This window comes from Mycobacterium sp. ML4 (assembly GCF_054515735.1).
In genome coordinates this window covers 1-18,220 of the sequence record NZ_JBTNSY010000002.1, presented here as the reverse complement: position 1 = coordinate 18,220, position 18,220 = coordinate 1, and the positions used below count along the sequence as shown (strand labels likewise).

At 65.3% G+C, this 18,220-nt stretch carries 18 protein-coding genes, 1 tRNA gene and 2 pseudogenes; 8 read left to right on the top strand and 13 right to left on the bottom strand.

The window, feature by feature from the left end; all coding sequences use genetic code 11:
- Nucleotides 1-43: 43 nt before the first annotated feature.
- The 3 genes and pseudogenes from ACX9NE_RS02085 to ACX9NE_RS02075 all read left to right on the top strand — a co-directional run.
- Nucleotides 44-167: pseudogene (locus ACX9NE_RS02085) on the top strand (TetR/AcrR family transcriptional regulator); the annotation flags it as partial.
- A gap of 69 nt (nt 168-236) precedes the next feature.
- Nucleotides 237-440: pseudogene (locus tag ACX9NE_RS02080) on the top strand (hypothetical protein); the annotation flags it as partial.
- Nucleotides 441-466: 26 nt separating this feature from the next.
- Nucleotides 467-781, top strand: coding sequence for a hypothetical protein (locus ACX9NE_RS02075; RefSeq protein WP_459360025.1), 315 nt, complete (start codon nt 467-469; stop codon nt 779-781).
- A 14-nt stretch (nt 782-795) separates the two neighbouring features.
- Here the strand turns inward: ACX9NE_RS02075 and ACX9NE_RS02070 are convergent.
- The 5 genes from ACX9NE_RS02070 to ACX9NE_RS02050 form a co-directional block, all read right to left on the bottom strand.
- Nucleotides 796-868, bottom strand: a tRNA-Ala gene (locus ACX9NE_RS02070).
- 49 nt (nt 869-917) lie between these two features.
- Nucleotides 918-2,027 (bottom strand): divisome protein SepX/GlpR, encoded by a 1,110-nt coding sequence (gene sepX, locus ACX9NE_RS02065; RefSeq protein WP_459360026.1) that lies wholly within the window; start codon nt 2,025-2,027, stop codon nt 918-920.
- Nucleotides 2,028-2,284: 257 nt separating this feature from the next.
- Entirely contained in the window at nt 2,285-2,938 is a 654-nt protein-coding gene (locus ACX9NE_RS02060; protein ID WP_459360027.1) for a GNAT family N-acetyltransferase, read from the bottom strand.
- A gap of 15 nt (nt 2,939-2,953) precedes the next feature.
- Nucleotides 2,954-4,234 (bottom strand): molybdotransferase-like divisome protein Glp, encoded by a 1,281-nt coding sequence (gene glp / locus ACX9NE_RS02055; RefSeq protein WP_459360028.1) that lies wholly within the window; start codon nt 4,232-4,234, stop codon nt 2,954-2,956.
- Nucleotides 4,235-4,276: 42 nt separating this feature from the next.
- Nucleotides 4,277-5,197, bottom strand: coding sequence for a UTP--glucose-1-phosphate uridylyltransferase (locus tag ACX9NE_RS02050; protein WP_459360029.1), 921 nt, complete (start codon nt 5,195-5,197; stop codon nt 4,277-4,279).
- A gap of 88 nt (nt 5,198-5,285) precedes the next feature.
- Between ACX9NE_RS02050 and ACX9NE_RS02045 the strand changes: the two genes are divergently transcribed.
- From ACX9NE_RS02045 to ACX9NE_RS02030, 4 genes are all read left to right on the top strand, one after another.
- Nucleotides 5,286-5,879, top strand: a complete 594-nt coding sequence (locus ACX9NE_RS02045) for a 5-formyltetrahydrofolate cyclo-ligase (protein ID WP_459360030.1) — start codon at nt 5,286-5,288, stop codon at nt 5,877-5,879.
- Nucleotides 5,880-5,954: 75 nt separating this feature from the next.
- Entirely contained in the window at nt 5,955-6,281 is a 327-nt protein-coding gene (locus ACX9NE_RS02040) for an FmdB family zinc ribbon protein (protein WP_459360031.1), read from the top strand.
- A gap of 65 nt (nt 6,282-6,346) precedes the next feature.
- The gene (locus ACX9NE_RS02035; RefSeq protein WP_459360032.1) at nt 6,347-7,015 is read left to right on the top strand and encodes an SAF domain-containing protein; all 669 of its coding nucleotides are present in this window, start codon (nt 6,347-6,349) and stop codon (nt 7,013-7,015) included.
- A gap of 54 nt (nt 7,016-7,069) precedes the next feature.
- Nucleotides 7,070-7,951: a polyprenyl synthetase family protein gene (locus ACX9NE_RS02030; RefSeq protein ID WP_459360033.1), complete on the top strand. Its 882-nt coding sequence runs from the start codon at nt 7,070-7,072 to the stop codon at nt 7,949-7,951.
- A 26-nt stretch (nt 7,952-7,977) separates the two neighbouring features.
- Here ACX9NE_RS02030 and ACX9NE_RS02025 read toward each other — a convergent pair whose 3' ends face one another.
- Genes ACX9NE_RS02025 through ACX9NE_RS02015 form a run of 3 tightly spaced genes read right to left on the bottom strand, consistent with a single transcriptional unit; the run spans nt 7,978 to nt 12,457 of the window.
- The gene (locus ACX9NE_RS02025; protein WP_459360034.1) at nt 7,978-9,132 is read right to left on the bottom strand and encodes a lipocalin-like domain-containing protein; all 1,155 of its coding nucleotides are present in this window, start codon (nt 9,130-9,132) and stop codon (nt 7,978-7,980) included.
- Nucleotides 9,133-9,137: 5 nt separating this feature from the next.
- A complete protein-coding gene (locus ACX9NE_RS02020; protein ID WP_459360035.1) occupies nt 9,138-11,693 on the bottom strand; it encodes an FtsX-like permease family protein in 2,556 nt (851 codons plus the stop codon).
- 38 nt (nt 11,694-11,731) lie between these two features.
- On the bottom strand, nt 11,732-12,457 hold the full coding sequence (locus tag ACX9NE_RS02015) for an ABC transporter ATP-binding protein (RefSeq protein ID WP_459360036.1): 726 nt from the start codon (nt 12,455-12,457) through the stop codon (nt 11,732-11,734).
- 319 nt (nt 12,458-12,776) lie between these two features.
- Here ACX9NE_RS02015 and mscL point away from each other — a divergent pair, with 319 nt between their 5' ends.
- Complete coding sequence (mscL, locus tag ACX9NE_RS02010; protein ID WP_459360037.1) at nt 12,777-13,241, top strand: large-conductance mechanosensitive channel protein MscL; 465 nt, start codon at nt 12,777-12,779, stop codon at nt 13,239-13,241.
- Nucleotides 13,242-13,251: 10 nt separating this feature from the next.
- On the opposite strand, the gene ACX9NE_RS02005 is transcribed toward mscL, so the two are convergent.
- From ACX9NE_RS02005 to rpmF, 5 genes are all read right to left on the bottom strand, one after another.
- A complete protein-coding gene (locus ACX9NE_RS02005; RefSeq protein WP_459360038.1) occupies nt 13,252-13,797 on the bottom strand; it encodes a MogA/MoaB family molybdenum cofactor biosynthesis protein in 546 nt (181 codons plus the stop codon).
- Nucleotides 13,797-15,212, bottom strand: coding sequence for a S1C family serine protease (locus ACX9NE_RS02000; protein ID WP_459360039.1), 1,416 nt, complete (start codon nt 15,210-15,212; stop codon nt 13,797-13,799). The genes ACX9NE_RS02005 and ACX9NE_RS02000 overlap by 1 nt, the downstream gene beginning before the upstream one ends.
- 115 nt (nt 15,213-15,327) lie before the next feature.
- Complete coding sequence (locus ACX9NE_RS01995) at nt 15,328-16,863, bottom strand: HAMP domain-containing sensor histidine kinase (protein WP_459360040.1); 1,536 nt, start codon at nt 16,861-16,863, stop codon at nt 15,328-15,330.
- The gene (gene mprA / locus ACX9NE_RS01990) at nt 16,863-17,549 is read right to left on the bottom strand and encodes a two-component system response regulator MprA (protein WP_459360041.1); all 687 of its coding nucleotides are present in this window, start codon (nt 17,547-17,549) and stop codon (nt 16,863-16,865) included. The genes ACX9NE_RS01995 and mprA overlap by 1 nt, the downstream gene beginning before the upstream one ends.
- A gap of 231 nt (nt 17,550-17,780) precedes the next feature.
- Entirely contained in the window at nt 17,781-17,954 is a 174-nt protein-coding gene (rpmF, locus tag ACX9NE_RS01985) for a 50S ribosomal protein L32 (protein ID WP_055576903.1), read from the bottom strand.
- Nucleotides 17,955-18,220: the final 266 nt, after the last annotated feature.

The following is an 18,220-nucleotide window of genomic DNA, read 5'->3' as shown; positions in this document are numbered from 1 at the left end:
GACGTCGAGTGTCCGAGAGGCGCGGGAACTCTGCACCGATGTAGCCGCGGAAGAACTCGGCGTTCTTCCTCACCGGGCTTTTCGCCTTGCTGGCCGCCGGCGCCCACGATGGCGAGCTGTTCGTTCGCTACGTGACAACGATTGTCAAGGGAATGGAGAGACGATGAATCGCACCCGGCATCGAGGGCTACCGCGATTTGCCGGCCGCGCGGAACGGCCAAGCGGACCTGCGCAACGGCTACCGCGCTTGCCGCTGCACCTCGGCAGAGCGGGCGATCATGCGCTGGTTTAACCCTGGATCGGTCGCCTGTTCGCCACGTCAGACCGCCAAGATCAGTCTGCTCGTTGATCTCAGGGCGCTGCACGCGAGGTTGGACCGGCCGTTCGAGGAGCTAACCGCGGGCCTGGACAACGAGACATACCTGATCACGCACCCCTGAGCAGCCGAGACGAGTAGGTTCGCCTCATGATCAAGCAGTTGCGTGGGGTCTGCGGCGTATCACTTGCGATCGGTGCCGGGATTGCGCTGGCCCCGGCGCCTCAGGCGGCGGCGGACACCTACTGCGGCACGTCAAGCCGCGGCGCAAAGGTCTACGCCGGGAACCCTGATACCTCGTGCGAATTCGCGATGAACACCGCCGAGACCTATCACGCCCACGGCACCGGCTCGATCCCGTTCAGCGTGTACAGCCCGGTCACCGGCGAGACGTACACCATGACGTGCACCGCGGCCGGCTCGGTATGTCAGGGCGGCAACAATGCCCTGGTCTACTTGCGCTAGCTGCGCAAACTCTGTGGAGCTAAGGGGATTCGAACCCCTGACCTACTCGATGCGAACGAGTCGCGCTACCAACTGCGCCATAGCCCCTGATCGCTAGCAGGCTACCAGCCGCGACCCCGAAGGTACGAACCGCGCACTACTGTCCGACGGCACGCGGCAGGTCGCGCGGCCAGCCATAGTTGCGCATCGGCACCGCGTAATCCAGGTGCTCGAAGATCGGGTCCTCGTCGTCGATCTCCAACACCACCGCACCCGGCCGGCGCAACCGCGAGGGGACCACGTCGTAGTCGCGGTCCTGGGTGTTCTCCACGCCCAACCGACTCCGGGCCATCCGCTGCATACGGCGGCGGCGCACCTTCTCTTCGATCTTGGTCTGCCGCCGTAGGTAGAAGAGGTACAGCACGGTGATGGTGGTCGCGACCGCGCACAGCCACCACGCCATCGGCGTCACCTCGAAGGCGGCAATCGCCGAACCCACCAGGACCACCGCCATCGCCATCAGCACACGCTTGCGGAAGGTGTACTTGCGGGCGCTGACGGCCGCGGCGGTCTTGTTGTCGAACCGGCGCCGCCGGTTGACGCCCACCGGATAGACCGGCGGAGCCTCGTCCATCTCCTCGTCGTCTTCCTCGGGCTCCAAACCGGACGAATCCTCGACGTACTCATACTCATCGTCGGCGAGTTCGTCATCGTCGGCGAGTTCGTCATCGTCGGTGAGTTCGTCATCGTCGGTGAGTTCGTCATCGTCGGCGTGCGCGTCGACGGCTTCGTCATCGGCCTCGACCGCGGCCAACGCCGGCCCCTGGGAGCGTGCCTCGCTGGCACCCACCGGCAGGGCGGGCGCGTTCTCGTCGATAACGTCGACGTCGAGATAGCCGGGCTCGGCCGGCTCGGCGACCTGGTCAGCCCGGGCCATGGCCGTGATGACCGGCCGTTGCCGCACCAGCTCGTCGGTGTCGGCGTCCTCGGCCTCGTGGTCCTTGTCGGCGTCGGCGTAAGCCCCGTCGATCGGCTCGGTGTCCCAGTCCTCCTCCGGCTTCCAGTCGGGGTCACTGCGATGACCGGCCGCTGGACCGGTTCGTTTGAGCAGGCGGGCGCCGGCGCCGCCGTTGAGCACTCTGGTCGCCAGGGCTACGTCGCTGGTGCGCCGAACGGCGTCGCGCTTGCTGATCAACATCGGCACCAGCACGAACAACCAGAGCACCACGAGCGAGATCCACAACAACGACTGCGGGATGCTTGGCATGACGACCTGCTCTCTTCGGTTGCGATCCCCGCGAGGCCTCATCGTTGGCCTCGTGGCCGGGTCTTCCTGAGCGACCAGGGCAATTACACACCTGTAATTTGCCTCTTTCAAGCATCACACGCCACATATGTCACGTTAGCCACACTTTTATTTCGGTTGGGTTCCTTCCCGCGTCAGGAAGCGGCGAGATTGCCGTCCGGGTCGTCATTCGGGCGCGATCGCAGCCCTCACGGCCATCTCGGCGCAGTAAAGGTGAGTCAGACCCAGCTGGCGCGCCCGGCACGGACCAGCGTCGACGCCGCCGATCCGTAGACCTCTTCGACGGTGATCGCCACGAGCAGATGATCGCGCCACCCGCGGTCGACCTCGAGGTAGCGCCGCAGCAGGCCCTCCTCGCGAAACCCGTTCTTGGCCAGCACCGCCCGGCTGGCCGCATTCTCCGGACGGACGGTGGCCTCCACCCGGTGCAGCATCACCGGACCGAAGCAGTGATCGAGCCCCAGGGCCACAGCTCCGGTCGCCACCCCGCCACCCGTGCACTCGCTGGAGACCCAGTAGCCGATCCACGCCGAGCGCAGCGCGCCATGGGTGACGTTGCCGATGGTCAGTTGGCCACGGAACTGTCCGTCGAGTTCGATTGCATAGGGCAGCATCCGCCCGCGGCGTGCTTCGGCACGCAGCCCCGAACACACCGCCGGCCATGCGGCTACCGAATGACGCATCGTCCAGTCACCGTCAGCGCTGGGTTCCCACGGCTCGAGCTGGGGGCGGTCGGCCAATCGGATGCGGCTCCACTGTGCCCCGTCACGCATCCGGACGGGACGCAGTCGGACCACACCCGCCGCCACCCGCAGCGATCCCACCCGCATCGGCCAACCCGGATGCCGGGAAGTGGATCGCAACAGGTTCACGGAGCCGAGCCGCGGTCAGCCGTGCTGGGCCAGAAAGGCGACGTCGACGATCTCGCCGGTGCGAATCTGTTCGGCTCCGCTGGGTATCACCACCAGGCAGTTCGCCTCGGCGAGTGTGGCCAGCAGATGCGACGACGCTCCCGGCGCTCCGCCCAACGCTTGCACCAGGTACTCACCGCTGTCCTGATCGCGCATCAGCTGACCGCGCAGAAAACCCTTGCGCCCGCCGACCGACGTGATCGGTGACAGCGTGCGTGCCTGCACGATGCGACGCATCGGATGCCGCTTGCCCAGGGAAAGCCGGATCAGCGGCCGCACCATCACCTCGAAGACCACCAGCGCGCTCACAGGATTGGCCGGCAACAGAAAAGTCGGGACGCCGTCGCGGCCCAGCTGCCCGAATCCCTGCACCGAGCCGGGATGCATGGCTACGCGCACGACCTCCATGTCGCCGAGTTCGGACAACACCGCCCGGACCGCTTCGGCGGCCCCGCCGCCCACCCCGCCGGCGATGACGAGTACCTCGGCACGGTTGAGCTGGCCTTCGACGATATCCCCGAGCTCCTTGGGGTCGTTGCTGACGATCCCGACCCGATTCACCTCCGCGCCGGCATCGCGGGCCGCGGCCGCCAGGGCGTAGGAGTTGACGTCGTAGACCTGCCCGTTTCCCGGGCTGCGGGAGATGTCGACCAGCTCCCCGCCCACGGCCATCACCGACACCCGCGGGCGCGGATGCACCAGCACGCGTTCCCGGCCTACCGCGGCGAGCAGCCCTACCTGCGCCGGGCCGATGATCGTCCCGGAACGCACGGCCACGTCACCGGGCTGCACGTCGTCACCGGCGCGTCGCACGTAGGCCCCGGAAGGCGCCCCGCGCAGAATCCGGACCCGGTTCATCCCACCGTCGGTCCAGCGCAGCGGCAGCACGGCGTCGGCCAGCGTTGGTAGCGGCGCCCCGGTCTGCACCCGGGCCGCCTGTCGCGGCTGCAGCCGGCTCGGCGTGCGGGCTCCAGCCTCGATGGTGCCCATCACCGGCAGGGTCACCACCTCGCGGCTCTCGACTACGCCGTCGTCGCCGACGGCCTCCAGTGGCCCTGAATCACCGACACCGAGCACGTCGACGCTGCGCACTGCGTAGCCGTCGATTGCGGCCTGGTCGAATCCGGGTAACGGACGTTCGGTCACCACTTCTTCGGCGCACAACAGCCCCTGGGCCTCGGCAATCGCGACTTTGATCGGCCTGGGGGCCACCGCTGCTGCCGATATCCGTGCCTGTTGCTCCTCCACAGAACGCACAGTGCGCCTTCCTGCCGTCCAGCCAGGCGAACTGAGCCGCCGCTACTGTTCGGTCAGGCCCAATCGCGCCACCAACCACCGCCGCAGTTCCGGGCCGTAGTCGTCACGATCCAATGCAAAGTCAACCGCAGCCTTGAGGTACCCGCCGGGATTTCCCAAGTCGTGTCGGGATCCGCGATGGACGACCACATGGACCGGATGACCCTCAGAAATCAGCAGCGCGATGGCATCGGTGAGCTGCACTTCGCCCCCCGCGCCCCGGTCGATCCGGCGCAACGCGTCGAAAATCGCACGGTCGAGCACGTAGCGTCCGGCGGCGGCGAACAGCGACGGCGCATCTTGGGCCTTGGGCTTTTCGACCATGCCCTTAACCCGCAGCACGTCTTCATCACCGCCGCCGGGAACCGGTTCGACGTCGAAGACGCCGTAGGCGCTGATCTCCTCCCGCGACACCTCGAACGCGCACAGCACCGTGCCACCGTGCTCGGCACGCACCTGAGACATCGTCTCCAGCACGCCCGTGGGCAGCACGAGGTCGTCGGGTAGCAGCACCATCACGGCGTCTTCGTCGGCCGACAGACTGGGCTCCACGCAGCTGATCGCATGGCCCAGTCCGAGGGGCTCGGCCTGCACCACGGACTCGACCTTGATCAATGCCGGGGCCCTGCGAACCTTGGCCAGCATGGCCTTCTTGCCTCGGGCCTCGAGGGTGCCCTCGAGCACAAGATCCTCGACGAAGTGCGCAACGACGCCGTCCTTGCCCTCAGAGGTGATGATCACCAGCCGCTCCGCACCTGCGTCGGCAGCCTCGGCGGCAACCAGTTCGATACCGGGAGTGTCGACGACGGGCAGCAGCTCTTTGGGCACGGTCTTGGTCGCGGGAAGAAAACGCGTCCCGAGACCGGCAGCGGGGACGATCGCCGTGAACGGGACCGCTGCTCGCGAGTTTGAGGGAAGTGACATCGATTCACACCATAGCCGCACCGGCCGTCAACAAACCCGCTGGCGGCGCGAACGCACGCGCGGGTCCAGATCTGCCATCGTTAGAGGCATGGCAACCGCGGGCAAGTCGGCATTGCGGGAGCGTCTCGTCGCGGCCCGCCGCAGCGTCGCCGACGATCTGCGCGCCAGCGAGGCAGAGTTGCTCGCCGAGCACGTGCAGCAGGCGGTGGCGGGTGTCGGCACCGTGTGTGCGTATGTACCGGTGGGTTCGGAGCCCGGGTCGACGGCCATGCTCGATGTGCTGCTACGCCGCGCGGCCCGGGTGCTGATACCAGTGGCGCGCACCGACCGCGGCGACATACCGTTGCCGCTGCGCTGGGGCGAGTACCACCACGACGGCTTGGTCGCCGCGCGCTGGGGCCTGTTGGAACCCCCGCAACCGTGGTTGCCGGAGTCGGCGTTGTCCGAGGCCGAACTGGTATTGGTGCCGGCGCTGGCGGTCGACCGCCGGGGTGCGCGGCTGGGCCGTGGCCGCGGCTTCTACGACCGCTCACTGGCGCTGCGCAACCCGAAGGCGCGCCTGGTCGCGGTCGTGCGGGACGCGGAGCTGGTCGAGGAGTTGCCGCGCGAGCCGCATGACGTGCCGATGACGCACGCGCTCACCCCCCGGCGTGGGTTGATTGCCCTCCGGACCAGGGAATGATCAGCGGCGCGTGGCGGTTCTAGCACTTGAGACGCTAGAGTGCTAAGTCAGACTTCATATCATCCGGAGGTTTTTGTGCCGACGTACAGCTACGCGTGCACCGAATGCGGCCACCGCTTCGACAAGGTGCAATCCTTCACCGACGATGCGCTGACCACCTGCGAGCAATGCTCTGGCAGGTTGCGCAAGCTGTTCAACTCCGTCGGAGTGGTCTTCAAGGGCAGCGGCTTCTACCGCACCGACAGCCGTGAGGCCGGAAAAAAGGACCAGGGATCGTCCAACGGCTCGTCCGCTGCGAGCGACTCGGGCTCGGGTTCCGGGTCAACGGAAAGCAAGTCGTCCGGGTCGAGCGAAAAGGCTTCCAGCAGCGCCGCCGCGTCGACGGCGGCTACAGCCAGCTAGCGATTATCCACAGGCGATGTCCGTGCCGGCACCGCCCGGCTCTTCCCCGCACTTAACGTGACAGCGTGCGGGAACCATCGCTGAATCCGACGCTGCTCGCCCGTATCACCACCTCCTGGCGTCCGGACTGGACGCGGACCGTGCGGGCCCGTCGCCTCGCGGCGGGGGGGCTGGTGGTGCTGGCCGGTATCGCGGCGCTGCGCCCCGATCCCGCGGGTGATCGCGTGGACGTGCTGGTTGCCGACCACGACCTGGGCTCCGGCACCGCGCTGACCGCTGCCGACGTGCGACTGGAAAAGCGTTCAGCGACAACGGTTCCCGAGGGAGCGCAAGCCGACCCCGACAGCGTGATCGGTTCGACACTTGCCGGCCCGATGCGGCGCGGGGAGATACTCACCGACGTGCGTGTGCTGGGCAGCCGGCTGGCCGAGTCGACTGCGGGTCCCGGTGCGCGGATCGTGCCACTGCACTTGGCCGACGACGCGCTGATCGATCTGGTCAGGGTCGGTGATGTCGTCGACGTGCTGGCCGCGCCGAGCGGGGAATCCCCGCCCGCCACCCCGGCGGTGAGCAGGGTGATAGCCAGCGACGCCGTGGTAGTGCTGGTGTCGGCCAAGCCCAAGCTACAGTCCGCCGAGGCCGACCGCGTGATCTTGGTGGCGCTACCGGCTCGCGTGGCAAACACGGTAGCCGGCTCGGCGCTGGGTCAGACGGTCACCCTGACCCTGCACTGATCCGAATGTCAATGCTGACAGGCAAATTGCGCCGTGAGACCTTATGTTGTAAGCGTGCTCGATGATGATGCCGCTGCCGGCGTGAGGTTCGTCAACCGCCCATCGGCGTTCGACGTCCGCGACGGCCTCATTCGCGTGGAGGAGCTCATCACGAGCGAGCTCACCCGAAGCGACGATGTGGTCCACCACGCTCTGGGGGACGCGTCCAAGACACTGGGCACGGGATTGCGGGCATGGTTCACAATCGTCGCGGCCCACTTCGGCCCCTACCCCGACGCGTGGCAGGTCACGGTCGCGGGGGCCGCCACAGAGCTGATGCACCAAGCGATGCTTTCCCATGACGAAATAGTGGATGAGACAGCAGATGCCATCGGGCCACGCCGTACCTCATGCTCAAACGCCCGCCGATTCAACAATTCTGCGATCATGGCCGGAGACTTCCGGTTCGCCGCTGCCGCCCGCTTGGGCTCGCAGCTGGGCCAGCGAGGTTTCCTGATCGTCGCCGAGGCCTTCGCCGAGTTGGTCGCTGGAAGGATGCGCGAGACGCTCGGCGCAGCGCAGGATGCCGACCCCGTCGAGCACCGCCTACGGTGCGCGCAGGAGAGATACGGCTCGCTGGTCGCAGCGGCCGGACAACTGGGGGCGACGTTCGCCGGGGTGAGTGAGGAAGTGACCGCTCGTCTCTCGCGACTGGGGCGCCTGCTGGGAACCGCCTGTGAGGTCGCAGACGATACGTCCATCCACGCCTCGCGGAGCGGAGACCCTCACGGCGCGGAGCAAAATCCGATGCGGTCCGGGCGCGACATGGCTGCTGACGCGAAAGTGCAAGCGGACTGTGCCGCACAGGCCCACGGTGAATTGGCCTTACTGCCACATTGCGAAGCCCGGCAGTCGCTGTCGAAGCTGATCACCGCCATGGTGCCCGTCCGCGATTGACGGGGCGCACGATCAACGGGTGGCGTTCAATGCAACGACTTGGCGTATCCGGTCAGCTCCACGTATCCGCGGCCGCTGACCGGACTATCGTGATCTCGGCCGTCGAAACCGACCGCGCCTTCCCAGTAGGTCGTGGAAAGTCGCAACTCCTGATCACGCATCAACGCCGCACCGGACAATGTCAGGCCCAATCGCGGGATGGCCAATTTCCAGCCGACGGGATAGGTGGCGCCGCTTGCGGGACTCGTCCAGGTTTCCCTGTTCTCCACCCGCCAATCGGACAGCGTTAAATGGGTCACCGCTCCGTCGGGGTCGATAAAGGTTCCGCTCGAAAACGGGCTCACTCGGCCATCTTTCTGTCGAATTTGGCAGATCATCAATGCGGTTCCGTTGTCAAATTGAAGTGAGAACCAGTCCCATCCCACGTCGTCAGATCCCAGAGCGCTCGTGCTGTACTCGTGGTCGGCCCAGCTGAGGCCACGAACGGCGAATTCCTTACCGTGGATCGTCAAGGTTCCCCGCGTCTCCTGCCGCACTGAAGAGTAGTAATAAGAAGCGTTTCCGCGCTGTCCGCTCTTGACACTCAGGCCGGCATCACCCTGCAAGACGGGTGGCCGAGTCTGGGTCAAATTCAAATGCAGGGCCGTCTCCGGTGATCGGGCGGAAAGCTCCACCGTGATATCCCCGTTCTGCCGAACAAACCAGTCTTCCAACCAAACCGCGTAGGGCTGGGACGTGGCGCCGGCCAAACCCAAGGCTGCGCGGCTGAACTTCTCCGTGGGATGGAATGCACCAGCGGTGATGTCGCTGACAGCGAAATGCGCTGAATAGATTTGAGGTGTGCGCCAGGAGGACGCTTGGGCGACTTCCGCGGACCCGCCAGGCGGACTCAATGCGCGCCGGAAAAAGGTGAGTTGATAGCCGAAAAGCCGTCCGTCGCCGGATTCGAGATTTCCGGTGTAGTACCACCATTCTGTCTGAAAATCATTGTGCGGACCTAGATCTCGTGGGAATTCCATCGACCCCGGTTCAGTGGCCAGCGCGTATCCAGCCGTATCCCCGTCCGCCAGCATGCTCCGGATGGCGTCAGCACGCTCCGGCGCAGGAAGTCGTTGCTGCCAAAACCAACCCGCGATCACACTGGCGATCACGATCAGTGCCACAGACAACGATTTCTTCATCTTCGTCACTCTTCCCGGATGGCTGCGGCCACGCTCATCCTGGCGAGCCGCCACGCCGGGTACACACCGGCCGCCAGCGCGGCGATCACAGCGATCAGAAGCGGCTGGACGAAGTATCCGAGATCGAACTTCATCGTCAACGTCCAGCCGAACGAGCGTACGTTGATGATCTGGATGAGGATCCAGGCCAGCGCAAATCCGGAAGGCATTGCCAGCACACCGGCTACGGCGCCCATCAACCCGGCTTCGATGAACGTCAACCGCCACAACTGCGCGGTGGTCATGCCGATCGCCCTGAAGATGCCGAGCTCATGCGTGCGATCCAGTTCCAAGCTCATCAAGGCACCCAGTACACCGATGAACGCAACCACAGTGGCCACCATCTGCAGAGCTCCGGTGACAGCAAAGCTGCGATCAAAGGTCGCTACCGCCGCGTCACGAATGCTACGGCTGGACTCGACCACGATGTCTTCTCGCCCGGCAAACCGCTCTCGCAGCTGGTTCAGGACAGCGGCGGCGGCCACTCCCTTATCCAGGAAGAGTGCTGCGGTTGTCACATTCTCGTCATGCCAATGCTGGCGATAACTGCCCTGATCCATCAGCACAACACCGCGATCCGAGGAGAAGTCGGAGAAAACCGCCAACACCGGAAACCTTCGCGGTCCGGCTTCCGTCATCAGCGTGATCGGCTCCGGTGGGGTCTTCAGCTGCTGACGCGTCACCAACGGCTCCGAAAGCATTACGCCATCACCCGCCAGGAAACGAGACCACAAGCTTCCGGCATCGCCGCTGACCCACTGATACGATCGCTTGCCCTCGGAGATATCACCGGTGACAGCCATGAGTTCGACCTCACGACCCCAATCTGGATCGAAAACCGACGAATAACGCGCTGTGAGCACGGAGCGCACCCCCGGCCAGGATCGCAATGTCGCCACGGCGTCCGGGGATAGATCGCCATTGGCGTGGCCAGAATTCAGGCTCGGTGGAGACACGTGAATATCGGTTCTCAAGGTCGAGTCGAGCCAGTCAACGAATGTCTGCCGGAACGATCCCACCATCATGGAGACCCCGATAATGACGGAGACCGCAGTCATCAGTGCCGCGATGGCCACCGAGGTGCGGCTCAAAGATCGCACGATCGTGCGGGGCGCCATGCGTCCGAGCGGGCCGAAACACAGACCCAGCACCCGCGCTGAGCGCAACAGGCCGGATCGCGCCACCGGGGGTGTCATCACAGCGAAGGCGACAAGAACCGCATATAGCCCGAGGAAGGCGACAACCAGGTTATGGCTCGGCCATCCCAGCAGCAATACGCCGCAAGTAGCCAACAGCAGCGCCGCAAGCCATAACCAGGGGATGAGCTTGGATACCTTGCCTTCCAATGCGGAACGGCGGCTCGCATTGGCCGGTGCGGCACGCATAGCCTCCATGGCCGGCGGCACGCTGGCCACCAGCACGGCGACGACGCCGATCGCCGATCCTTTGATCAGGCTGCTGCCGGACACCGCGACTTGTCGCACATTGACGACGTAGTAGAAATCATTGATGGTCCGAGTTACGAGCCCAAGTAGAGCTTCGGCCAACCACATACCGAACAAGAGGCCTAACCCGGCCCCGATGAGAGCCGCGAGCGACGATTCGCACATAATCAAGCAAAACAGCTGTTTTCGGCTTACCCCGAGGCTACGCAGAATGCCGAAAAGTGTGCGCCGTTGCACCACGTTGAACGTCACTGTGTTGTAAATCAAGAAGATGCCCACCAGCAATGCGATAAGACTGAACGAGGTCAAATTCACGTGGAACGCCGCGGACATTTGTTTGACAGCATTCGCTCGATCGTCGGCTGTTTCCATATATACGCCGGCGGGTAAACTCTGCTCGATCTGATTTTCCAGCGCGGCGTTTCGTATTATCAAGTCGATATGGCTGAGCCTTCCCGACATGTGTAATAGTTCTTGTGCCGTCGAGATATCGGTTACAATAAGGTCGTTCAATCGCTGGGCGGTTATTTCGTCGGACGGGGCGATGACACCTACCAACGTGACTGTTGTAGGTACGCCGCCGACCTTTACCATGAACGCGTCACCGAGAGCCAGATGGGACACCGCAGCGAAATCTCGGCTCAACATGACTCCATTGCGCCGGGTCAGGAAACTACTGGCCACAGCCACGTTCTGTTGAGACCACAAATAAGGCCGAAACGGAGGCTCAGCGAATGGGTCAATTCCCATTAACCGCAATGGTCGGTTCGCTATCTTCGGGACCGAAACGTAGCCTTCGATCACCGGTGCGGATAAGTCGTATCCCTGCTTGCGGATGCCCAGATATATCTGTTCATCGAGCGCGCCCGCCCGCCCGCTGACCACCCGATGCGTGGTCTGACCTGTCACAGCCTCCGCGGACAGAGTGAAGGCGCGCTGAGCCGAGCCGTTGGTCAGATCCACCGCAACGATCATCGCAACACCCAGGGCGATACCCAGAATCAACAGCACATATTGGAACGGGCGGTGCCGCGCGCGGCGCAATGCCATACGCCCGAGAGGGACGTAGGGGGTCATCATCGGCCTATTCATCGAACTCGAGCCGTAGCAGGCGACTACGCGGTGGGCACCGCATGCGGCTGATGGCGATTCCGGGACACCTCGTCCACCAATTTTCCACCGTCCAGCGTGACGACACGATCCGCGCGATCGGCCACCGACGGGTTGTGGGTTGCCATGATCAGTGTCGTCGCCGACTGGCGGGTCAGATCCAGCAGCAGGCCCAGCACTTTTTCCCCTGTTGCGTTATCCAGGTTTCCCGTTGGCTCATCGGCGAGAACAAGCATCGGATCATTCGCCAGCGCTCGACAAATGGCAACCCGCTGTTGTTCGCCACCGGAGAGCCGGTCAGGAAAGGTGCTTTCTCGATCGGCAAGCCCCACCCGCCGAAGCAGCTCACGAGCGGCGAAAGTCGCCGTTCGTCGAGATTCGCCGGCTAGTTCCTGCGGAAGCGTGATGTTCTCGAGCACGGTGAGAACAGGTATCAGGTTGAAGAACTGGAATACAATACCAATTTGATCCCGCCGAAAACGAGTGCGTTCCCCTTCACCCTTGCCGGTGATCGAAAACCCATCGATTATCACTTCGCCTGTAGTGGGTTTTTCGATGCCGCTGATGAGGTTGAGTAGTGTACTTTTGCCGCTGCCGCTTCGGCCCAGAAGCACAACGAATTCCCCGCGCCCGAAATCCGCGGTGATGCCGTCGAGGACATGTCGCTCGGTCTCGCCTTCCTGAAAGGTGCGTCCAAGCCTTCTCAATTGAACAAAGGGCAGCTGGCTCATAGAGTCCTTTTGCTCGGCGTTCCGCGGCCAGTGTAAGCCACAGCCACCGGAAACGGTTAGACGCGTGCCGAACAATTTTTGTCAAGCCAGCATCCCCACGCAGCTCGGGCGTTTCAGCGTTCCCGTCCCGGCCGAGACCGGCCGCGAGGGCTTCGGTCGCCGGCTTTCGGACGGCACACCCGATTGCGCTCGCACGGGAGCCTCGGGTGCATGGCGACCGGGCCGTGCGCACACGGTGGCAAATTGCACCAACTGAGCTAGGTTTTTCCTTGGCTGCTACTTCGCGAACACCGGACGACCACTGCAGAAAGGACCTCCGATGCTCAAAGGCTTCAAGGAATTTCTCTCGCGGGGCAACATCGTCGACCTCTCCATAGCGGTGGTCATCGGGGCGGCGTTCACCACTTTGGTCAAAAGCTTCACCGATGGCGTCGTCAACCCACTGGTGAGCTCGATCGGTATGGACCAGAAGGAAGAGCACGGCATCCTGAAACAACAGATCCCGGGCACCAATCAGTTCATCAACCTCAATGACGTGCTCTCGGCGGCGATCAACTTCATCCTGGTCGCCGCCGTGCTGTACTTCCTGATCGTGCTGCCCTACAGCAGGCTGCGTAAGAAGGGCGAGGTCGAACAGGCCGACGACGCGCAGGTCGTCCTGCTCGAAGAGATCCGCGACCTGCTCGCGCAGACGAACGGCAGCTCGTCGGGCAAGCACGGCGGCGGTCCCGCGGACGTGCCGCTGTCACCGCCGCCCAGCCACGGACCGCGCGCCGACACGTAGCAGGCGGGCCCTAGATCTCCAGACTCGACAGCTGGCCGATGATGTACGCGGCCAGTGGGTTGAGCGTCGCCATCCCGTCCCGTACGGCGTAGCGGGAGCCGGCCAGATTCACCACCAGCGTGCTCCCCGAGACGCCGGCCAGCCCACGCGACAGACCGGCATCGGTGATGCCCGCGGACAGACCCGAGGCGCGGAGGGCCTCGGCGATGCCGAGGATCTCCCGGTCGAGGATGTCGCGGGTGGCTTCCGGTGTGACGTCGCGCGGAGTCACACCGGTGCCTCCGACCGACACCACCAGGTCCACCCCGCCTATTACAGCGGTGTTCAAGGCGTTTCGGATCTCGACTTCGTCAGCCTCGACCGCCACCACCCCGTCGACCACGAACCCGGCCTCGGTGAGCAACTCCGTGACCAACGGTCCGCTGTGGTCCTCGTCGCCGTGCGCAGTCCGGTCGTCGACGACGACGACGAGCGCCCTCCCGACGACCAGCTCCGCGCCCTTTTCGATGGGTGCAACCGTATATCCGAGGTCGGACAACTGACCTTCGACCTTCATCACTGCTCCGCCTTCCCCAGCGTGACCTGCACCGTGCGGCTGCCACCGCCGGGATCCTGATATGTCAACGTCACTTTGTCGCCGGGCGCCTTGGAGCGCACGGCCGCGACGAGTGCGTCGGCACTGTTGATCGGGCGATCGTCGACCTTGGTGACGACCACGCCTTTGGGCACGCCCGCGTTGGCGGCCGCGCCGTTGCCCACCACTTCCATCACCTTGGCGCCCGGGACGCCCTTGTCGGTGGTCACCTGAACGCCCAGTGAAGCATGCGACGCCTTGCCGGTGCTGATCAACTCGTCGGCGATGCGCTTGGCCTGGTCGACCGGAATCGCGAAGCCCAGACCGATGGACCCGCTCTGCGCGTCACCGGAATCTGCGCCCAGGGTGGCGATGGCCGAGTTGATGCCGACGAGTTGGCCGCTCATGTTGACCAGCGCGCCACCGGAGTTACCCGGGTTGATGGCCGCGTCCGTCTGAACCGCGTCCAGCACGGTGTTCTGGTTGCCGGCCTCGCCGGTCGTCGACACGGGCCGGTTGAGAGCGCTGACGATGCCGGTGGTCACGGTGCCCGCCAGACCCAGCGGCGAACCGATGGCCACCACGGGCTGGCCGACCTTCAGGCTCGCCGAAGACCCGACCGCGATCGGTGTCAGGCCGGAGACGCCCTGCACCCGCACCACGGCGATGTCACTGGTCGGGTCGGCCCCGACCACGGTGAACGACGAGGTCCGGCCGTCGTAGAAAGTCACCGTCGTTTTCGGCGGAGGACTTCCCGCCGGAGGCTTGGCGGCGGCGGCGATGACGTGGTTGTTCGTCAGGACCAGCCCGTCGGCCGACAGGATGACGCCGGAGCCCTCTTCGGACTGGCGGCCCAGATCGGTCTCCAGCATGACGACGCTGGGCACCACCTTGGACGCCACCTGCTCCACTGAACCCGGCGGCATGTTCGCTGCCGGAACGCTCGGGGCCCCACCGGATGCTGCGGTGCTGCTGCGACCGGCGCCCGCCTCGTGGCCCAGCTCCACCACCGTCGCGGCCGCACCGCCGATGCCGGCAGAGACCACCGCGATGGCCAACGCGCCGAAGATCAGTCCGCCCGAGCGCCGCCGGCGGGGCGGCGCCATCGGCGGAAGCATGCCCGGGATAGGGCCCGGACCGGTGCCGGAGGGTATCGGACCGGCGCCGGTGCCGCCCGGGATGGGGCGCGAGCCGGTGTTGCCCGGTATCGGGCCGCCTCCGGTGCCGCTGAGCGGATCGTAGGACGACCGGTACTGCTGTTGCGGCTGGTACCGCCAGTCGAACTGCTGGTTATAGCTCTGCTGCCCCTGGGCATAAGCAGGAGGCACGGGCTGACTCTGCGTGGCACCGTAACCCGGCTGCTGCGGCGGTGGCGAATACCTCGGGTGATTCGTCATGTCGCTGAAACGTTCTTCCTCTACCTTGGGGGCTTACTTCAAGCCGACTCGAGCATGCATTACGTGCATGGCGCTGATTTCCAACACTATCTGTGAACTACCGTGAGCGCGCGGACTAAGAATCGACTGAGATGACATTCGCGGATCCCCGTGATTCTGCTCGGTCCCCGGATCGCCGCGCGGAAGTCCTCCGGGTGTCGCGGTCAGTGCCGGCGCCCGACGACGGCTGCGCCGCGGCCGGCATCGGACGCCCGGGTAGCAGCACGTAGATGGACGTTCCCGGCGGCTGGGCGCCGGGATCGGTGTCCTCGACACGCAACGACCCGCCATGGTTGAGCACCACCTGCTTGACGATCGCCAGGCCCAGGCCCGAACCGGGCATCGCGCGCGCCGACGTCGAGCGGTAGAAACGTTCGAACACCAGGCGCCGCTCCTGCGGTGGTATGCCGGGGCCGCGATCGGACACCACCAGCTCGGCGTGCGACGGGTCGAGTTGGCGCAGCGTGACACCGACATGGCCGCCCGGCGGGCTCCACTTGGCCGCGTTGTCCATCAGGTTCAGCGCGGCCCGCGACAGACCTGCCGAATCCCCGTAGACCTGCCAGGGGATCACCTCGACGTCGAAGTGGATGTCGTTGCGGCGCCGACGGACTCGCTCCAAACTTCGGTCGATGACGTCGGTCATGTCGACCGGCTCGTGCACGGCATGACCGGCGTCTCCACGGGTGAGATCCACCAAATCGCCTACCAGCGTTGACAACTCCTCGATCTGAGCGATCACGTCGGCGCGCAGGCCCACCATCTCCTGTTCAGGCAACCGCGGCGCACCGGGGGCCATCGATGCCATCAGCAGTTCCACGTTGGTGCGCAGCGACGTCAGCGGGGTACGTAACTCGTGCCCCGCATCGGTGACCAGCCTGGCCTGCCGTTCGCGTGATTCGGCCAGCGCCCGAAGCATCAGGTTGAACGCCTCGGTCAGCCGGGCCAGTTCGTCGCTGCCGAACACCGGGATCGGGCGCAGGTCGTCGGTTCGGGCCACCCGCTCGGCCGCTTCGGTGAGGCGGCCTACCGGACGCAGCCCGGCCCGGGTCACCATTCCGCCTGCCACCGCGGCGACGGCCACGCCGACCCCGCCGACCATCAGTAGCACGAACCGCAGTTTGCTCATCACGGCTTCGGTCGGCCGCAGGCTTTTGGAGATCAACAGCGAGCTGCCGTTGTTCAGGTGAATCGCGAGTATCCGCTGATCAGATGCGGTGCGTCGGGACATGAACAACTCGCCGCGGATCACCGCCTTCTCCGGTGTTCCCACCGGCAGGGTCTGCCCCGGTTGGTTGGCCGTGTAGATCGACTTGCCCGGGTTCACCAGCATCGCGTTGACGTCCGAGTAGGCGGTGCCCTCGATGGCCTTGCCCGGGTCGGCTGCCAGCGAACCGCTGGCGATCAGCAACTGCGCCCGGCTCTGCAGCTGGTTGTCGATGTCGCTGTAGAGGGCGGCGGAGATCACGGCGTACACGGCGAGGGACATCAGGACGACGACCATCGCCACCATCGACATCGCCAGCAGCATCACGCGCCATCGCAGGGACAGCGAGCTGGTCGCCCGCAGCGGGACGCGGCCGGGCGGGCCAGGACGGCGCAACCAGGACATCAGGGCGGCGTTTCGCGTAGCACGTAACCCACCCCGCGCACGGTGTGGATCAGCCGCGGCTCGCCATCGGCCTCGGTCTTGCGGCGCAGGTACCCGACATACACTTCCAGCGCATTGCCGGAGGTGGGGAAATCGAACCCCCAGACCTCTTCAAGGATGCGGCTGCGGGTCAGCACTCGACGGGGATTGGCGATGAGCATCTCCAACAGGGCGAACTCGGTTCTGGTGAGGCTGATTCGTCGTTGCCCACGGACCACCTCGCGGGTGACCGGGTCCAGGCTGAGGTCCGAAAAGGTCATGGCGACCGACTCGGCGGCGTCCTCCGGCTTGGTGCGCCTCAGCAATGCGCGCATCCGCGCCAGCAACTCCTCGAGCGCGAACGGCTTGGGCAGGTAATCATCGGCACCAGCGTCCAGGCCCGCGACCCGTTCGGAGACCGAGTCGCGCGCGGTGAGCACCAGAATGGGCAGATCATCGCCGGTGCTGCGCAACTGCCGGCACACCTCGAGGCCGTCCAGCCGCGGCATCATCACATCCAGCACCATCGCGTCAGGCCGGTCGCTGGCGATCAATTCGAGCGCCTCAACCCCGTCATGCGCCAACTCCACGGAGTAACCATTGAAGGAGAGCGACCTGCGCAGCGACTCGCGCACGGCACGATCGTCGTCGACGACAAGTATTCGCACGGAGCCTAGTTTCGTACGAGGGCCTGAGAGCGGCCTGAGAGGCGCGCCGATCGGGTGCGCGACGAGCCACTGGGCGAGTCACATCCGTCGCACCGGCCGCTAGCCGGACCGAGGCACTTCATGCCCGGCTCAGAGCGACATTCGCGCGACCGCCACGTTGTCGCTGTTAGGCGGGCACTCGCGAGGCCGACCGAGGCAGGGACCAACGCTGCGGTCGTGACTGGCGCGAGGTCAGCGCTTGTCGAGGTCGACCAGGCCGAGACGGGCGGCCTTGAGCAGGCGACGCGGCACCTTGTGCTTCTGCCCGGCGACGTTCACGTTGACTAGACCGGTCGCGGTGGCCTTCCACTGCGAACGCCGGCTGCGGGTATTCGAGCGCGACATTCTGCGCTTAGGTACGGCCATGGTCGGGCCTAACTCCTCGGGTGGGGCTTCTGGTCGGGCGTGTCGCGCTCCGTGGCTTTGCGGGCCGGACGGCGACAGTTGTGCTCAAGGGTAGTGGGTGAACCGGTTGGGCACCAAAATGGGGCCTACGGCACCACGGTGCGCACTCAAACTGAAGCCATGGCTCCGCACAGCGGCGTGTCGGGTACCCGGTGGCAGTGTCGAGGTGTCGACCCTGCGCTGAGCCGGTTGACACGACGCCGACCGCGCCCGCTAACCTACCGGTT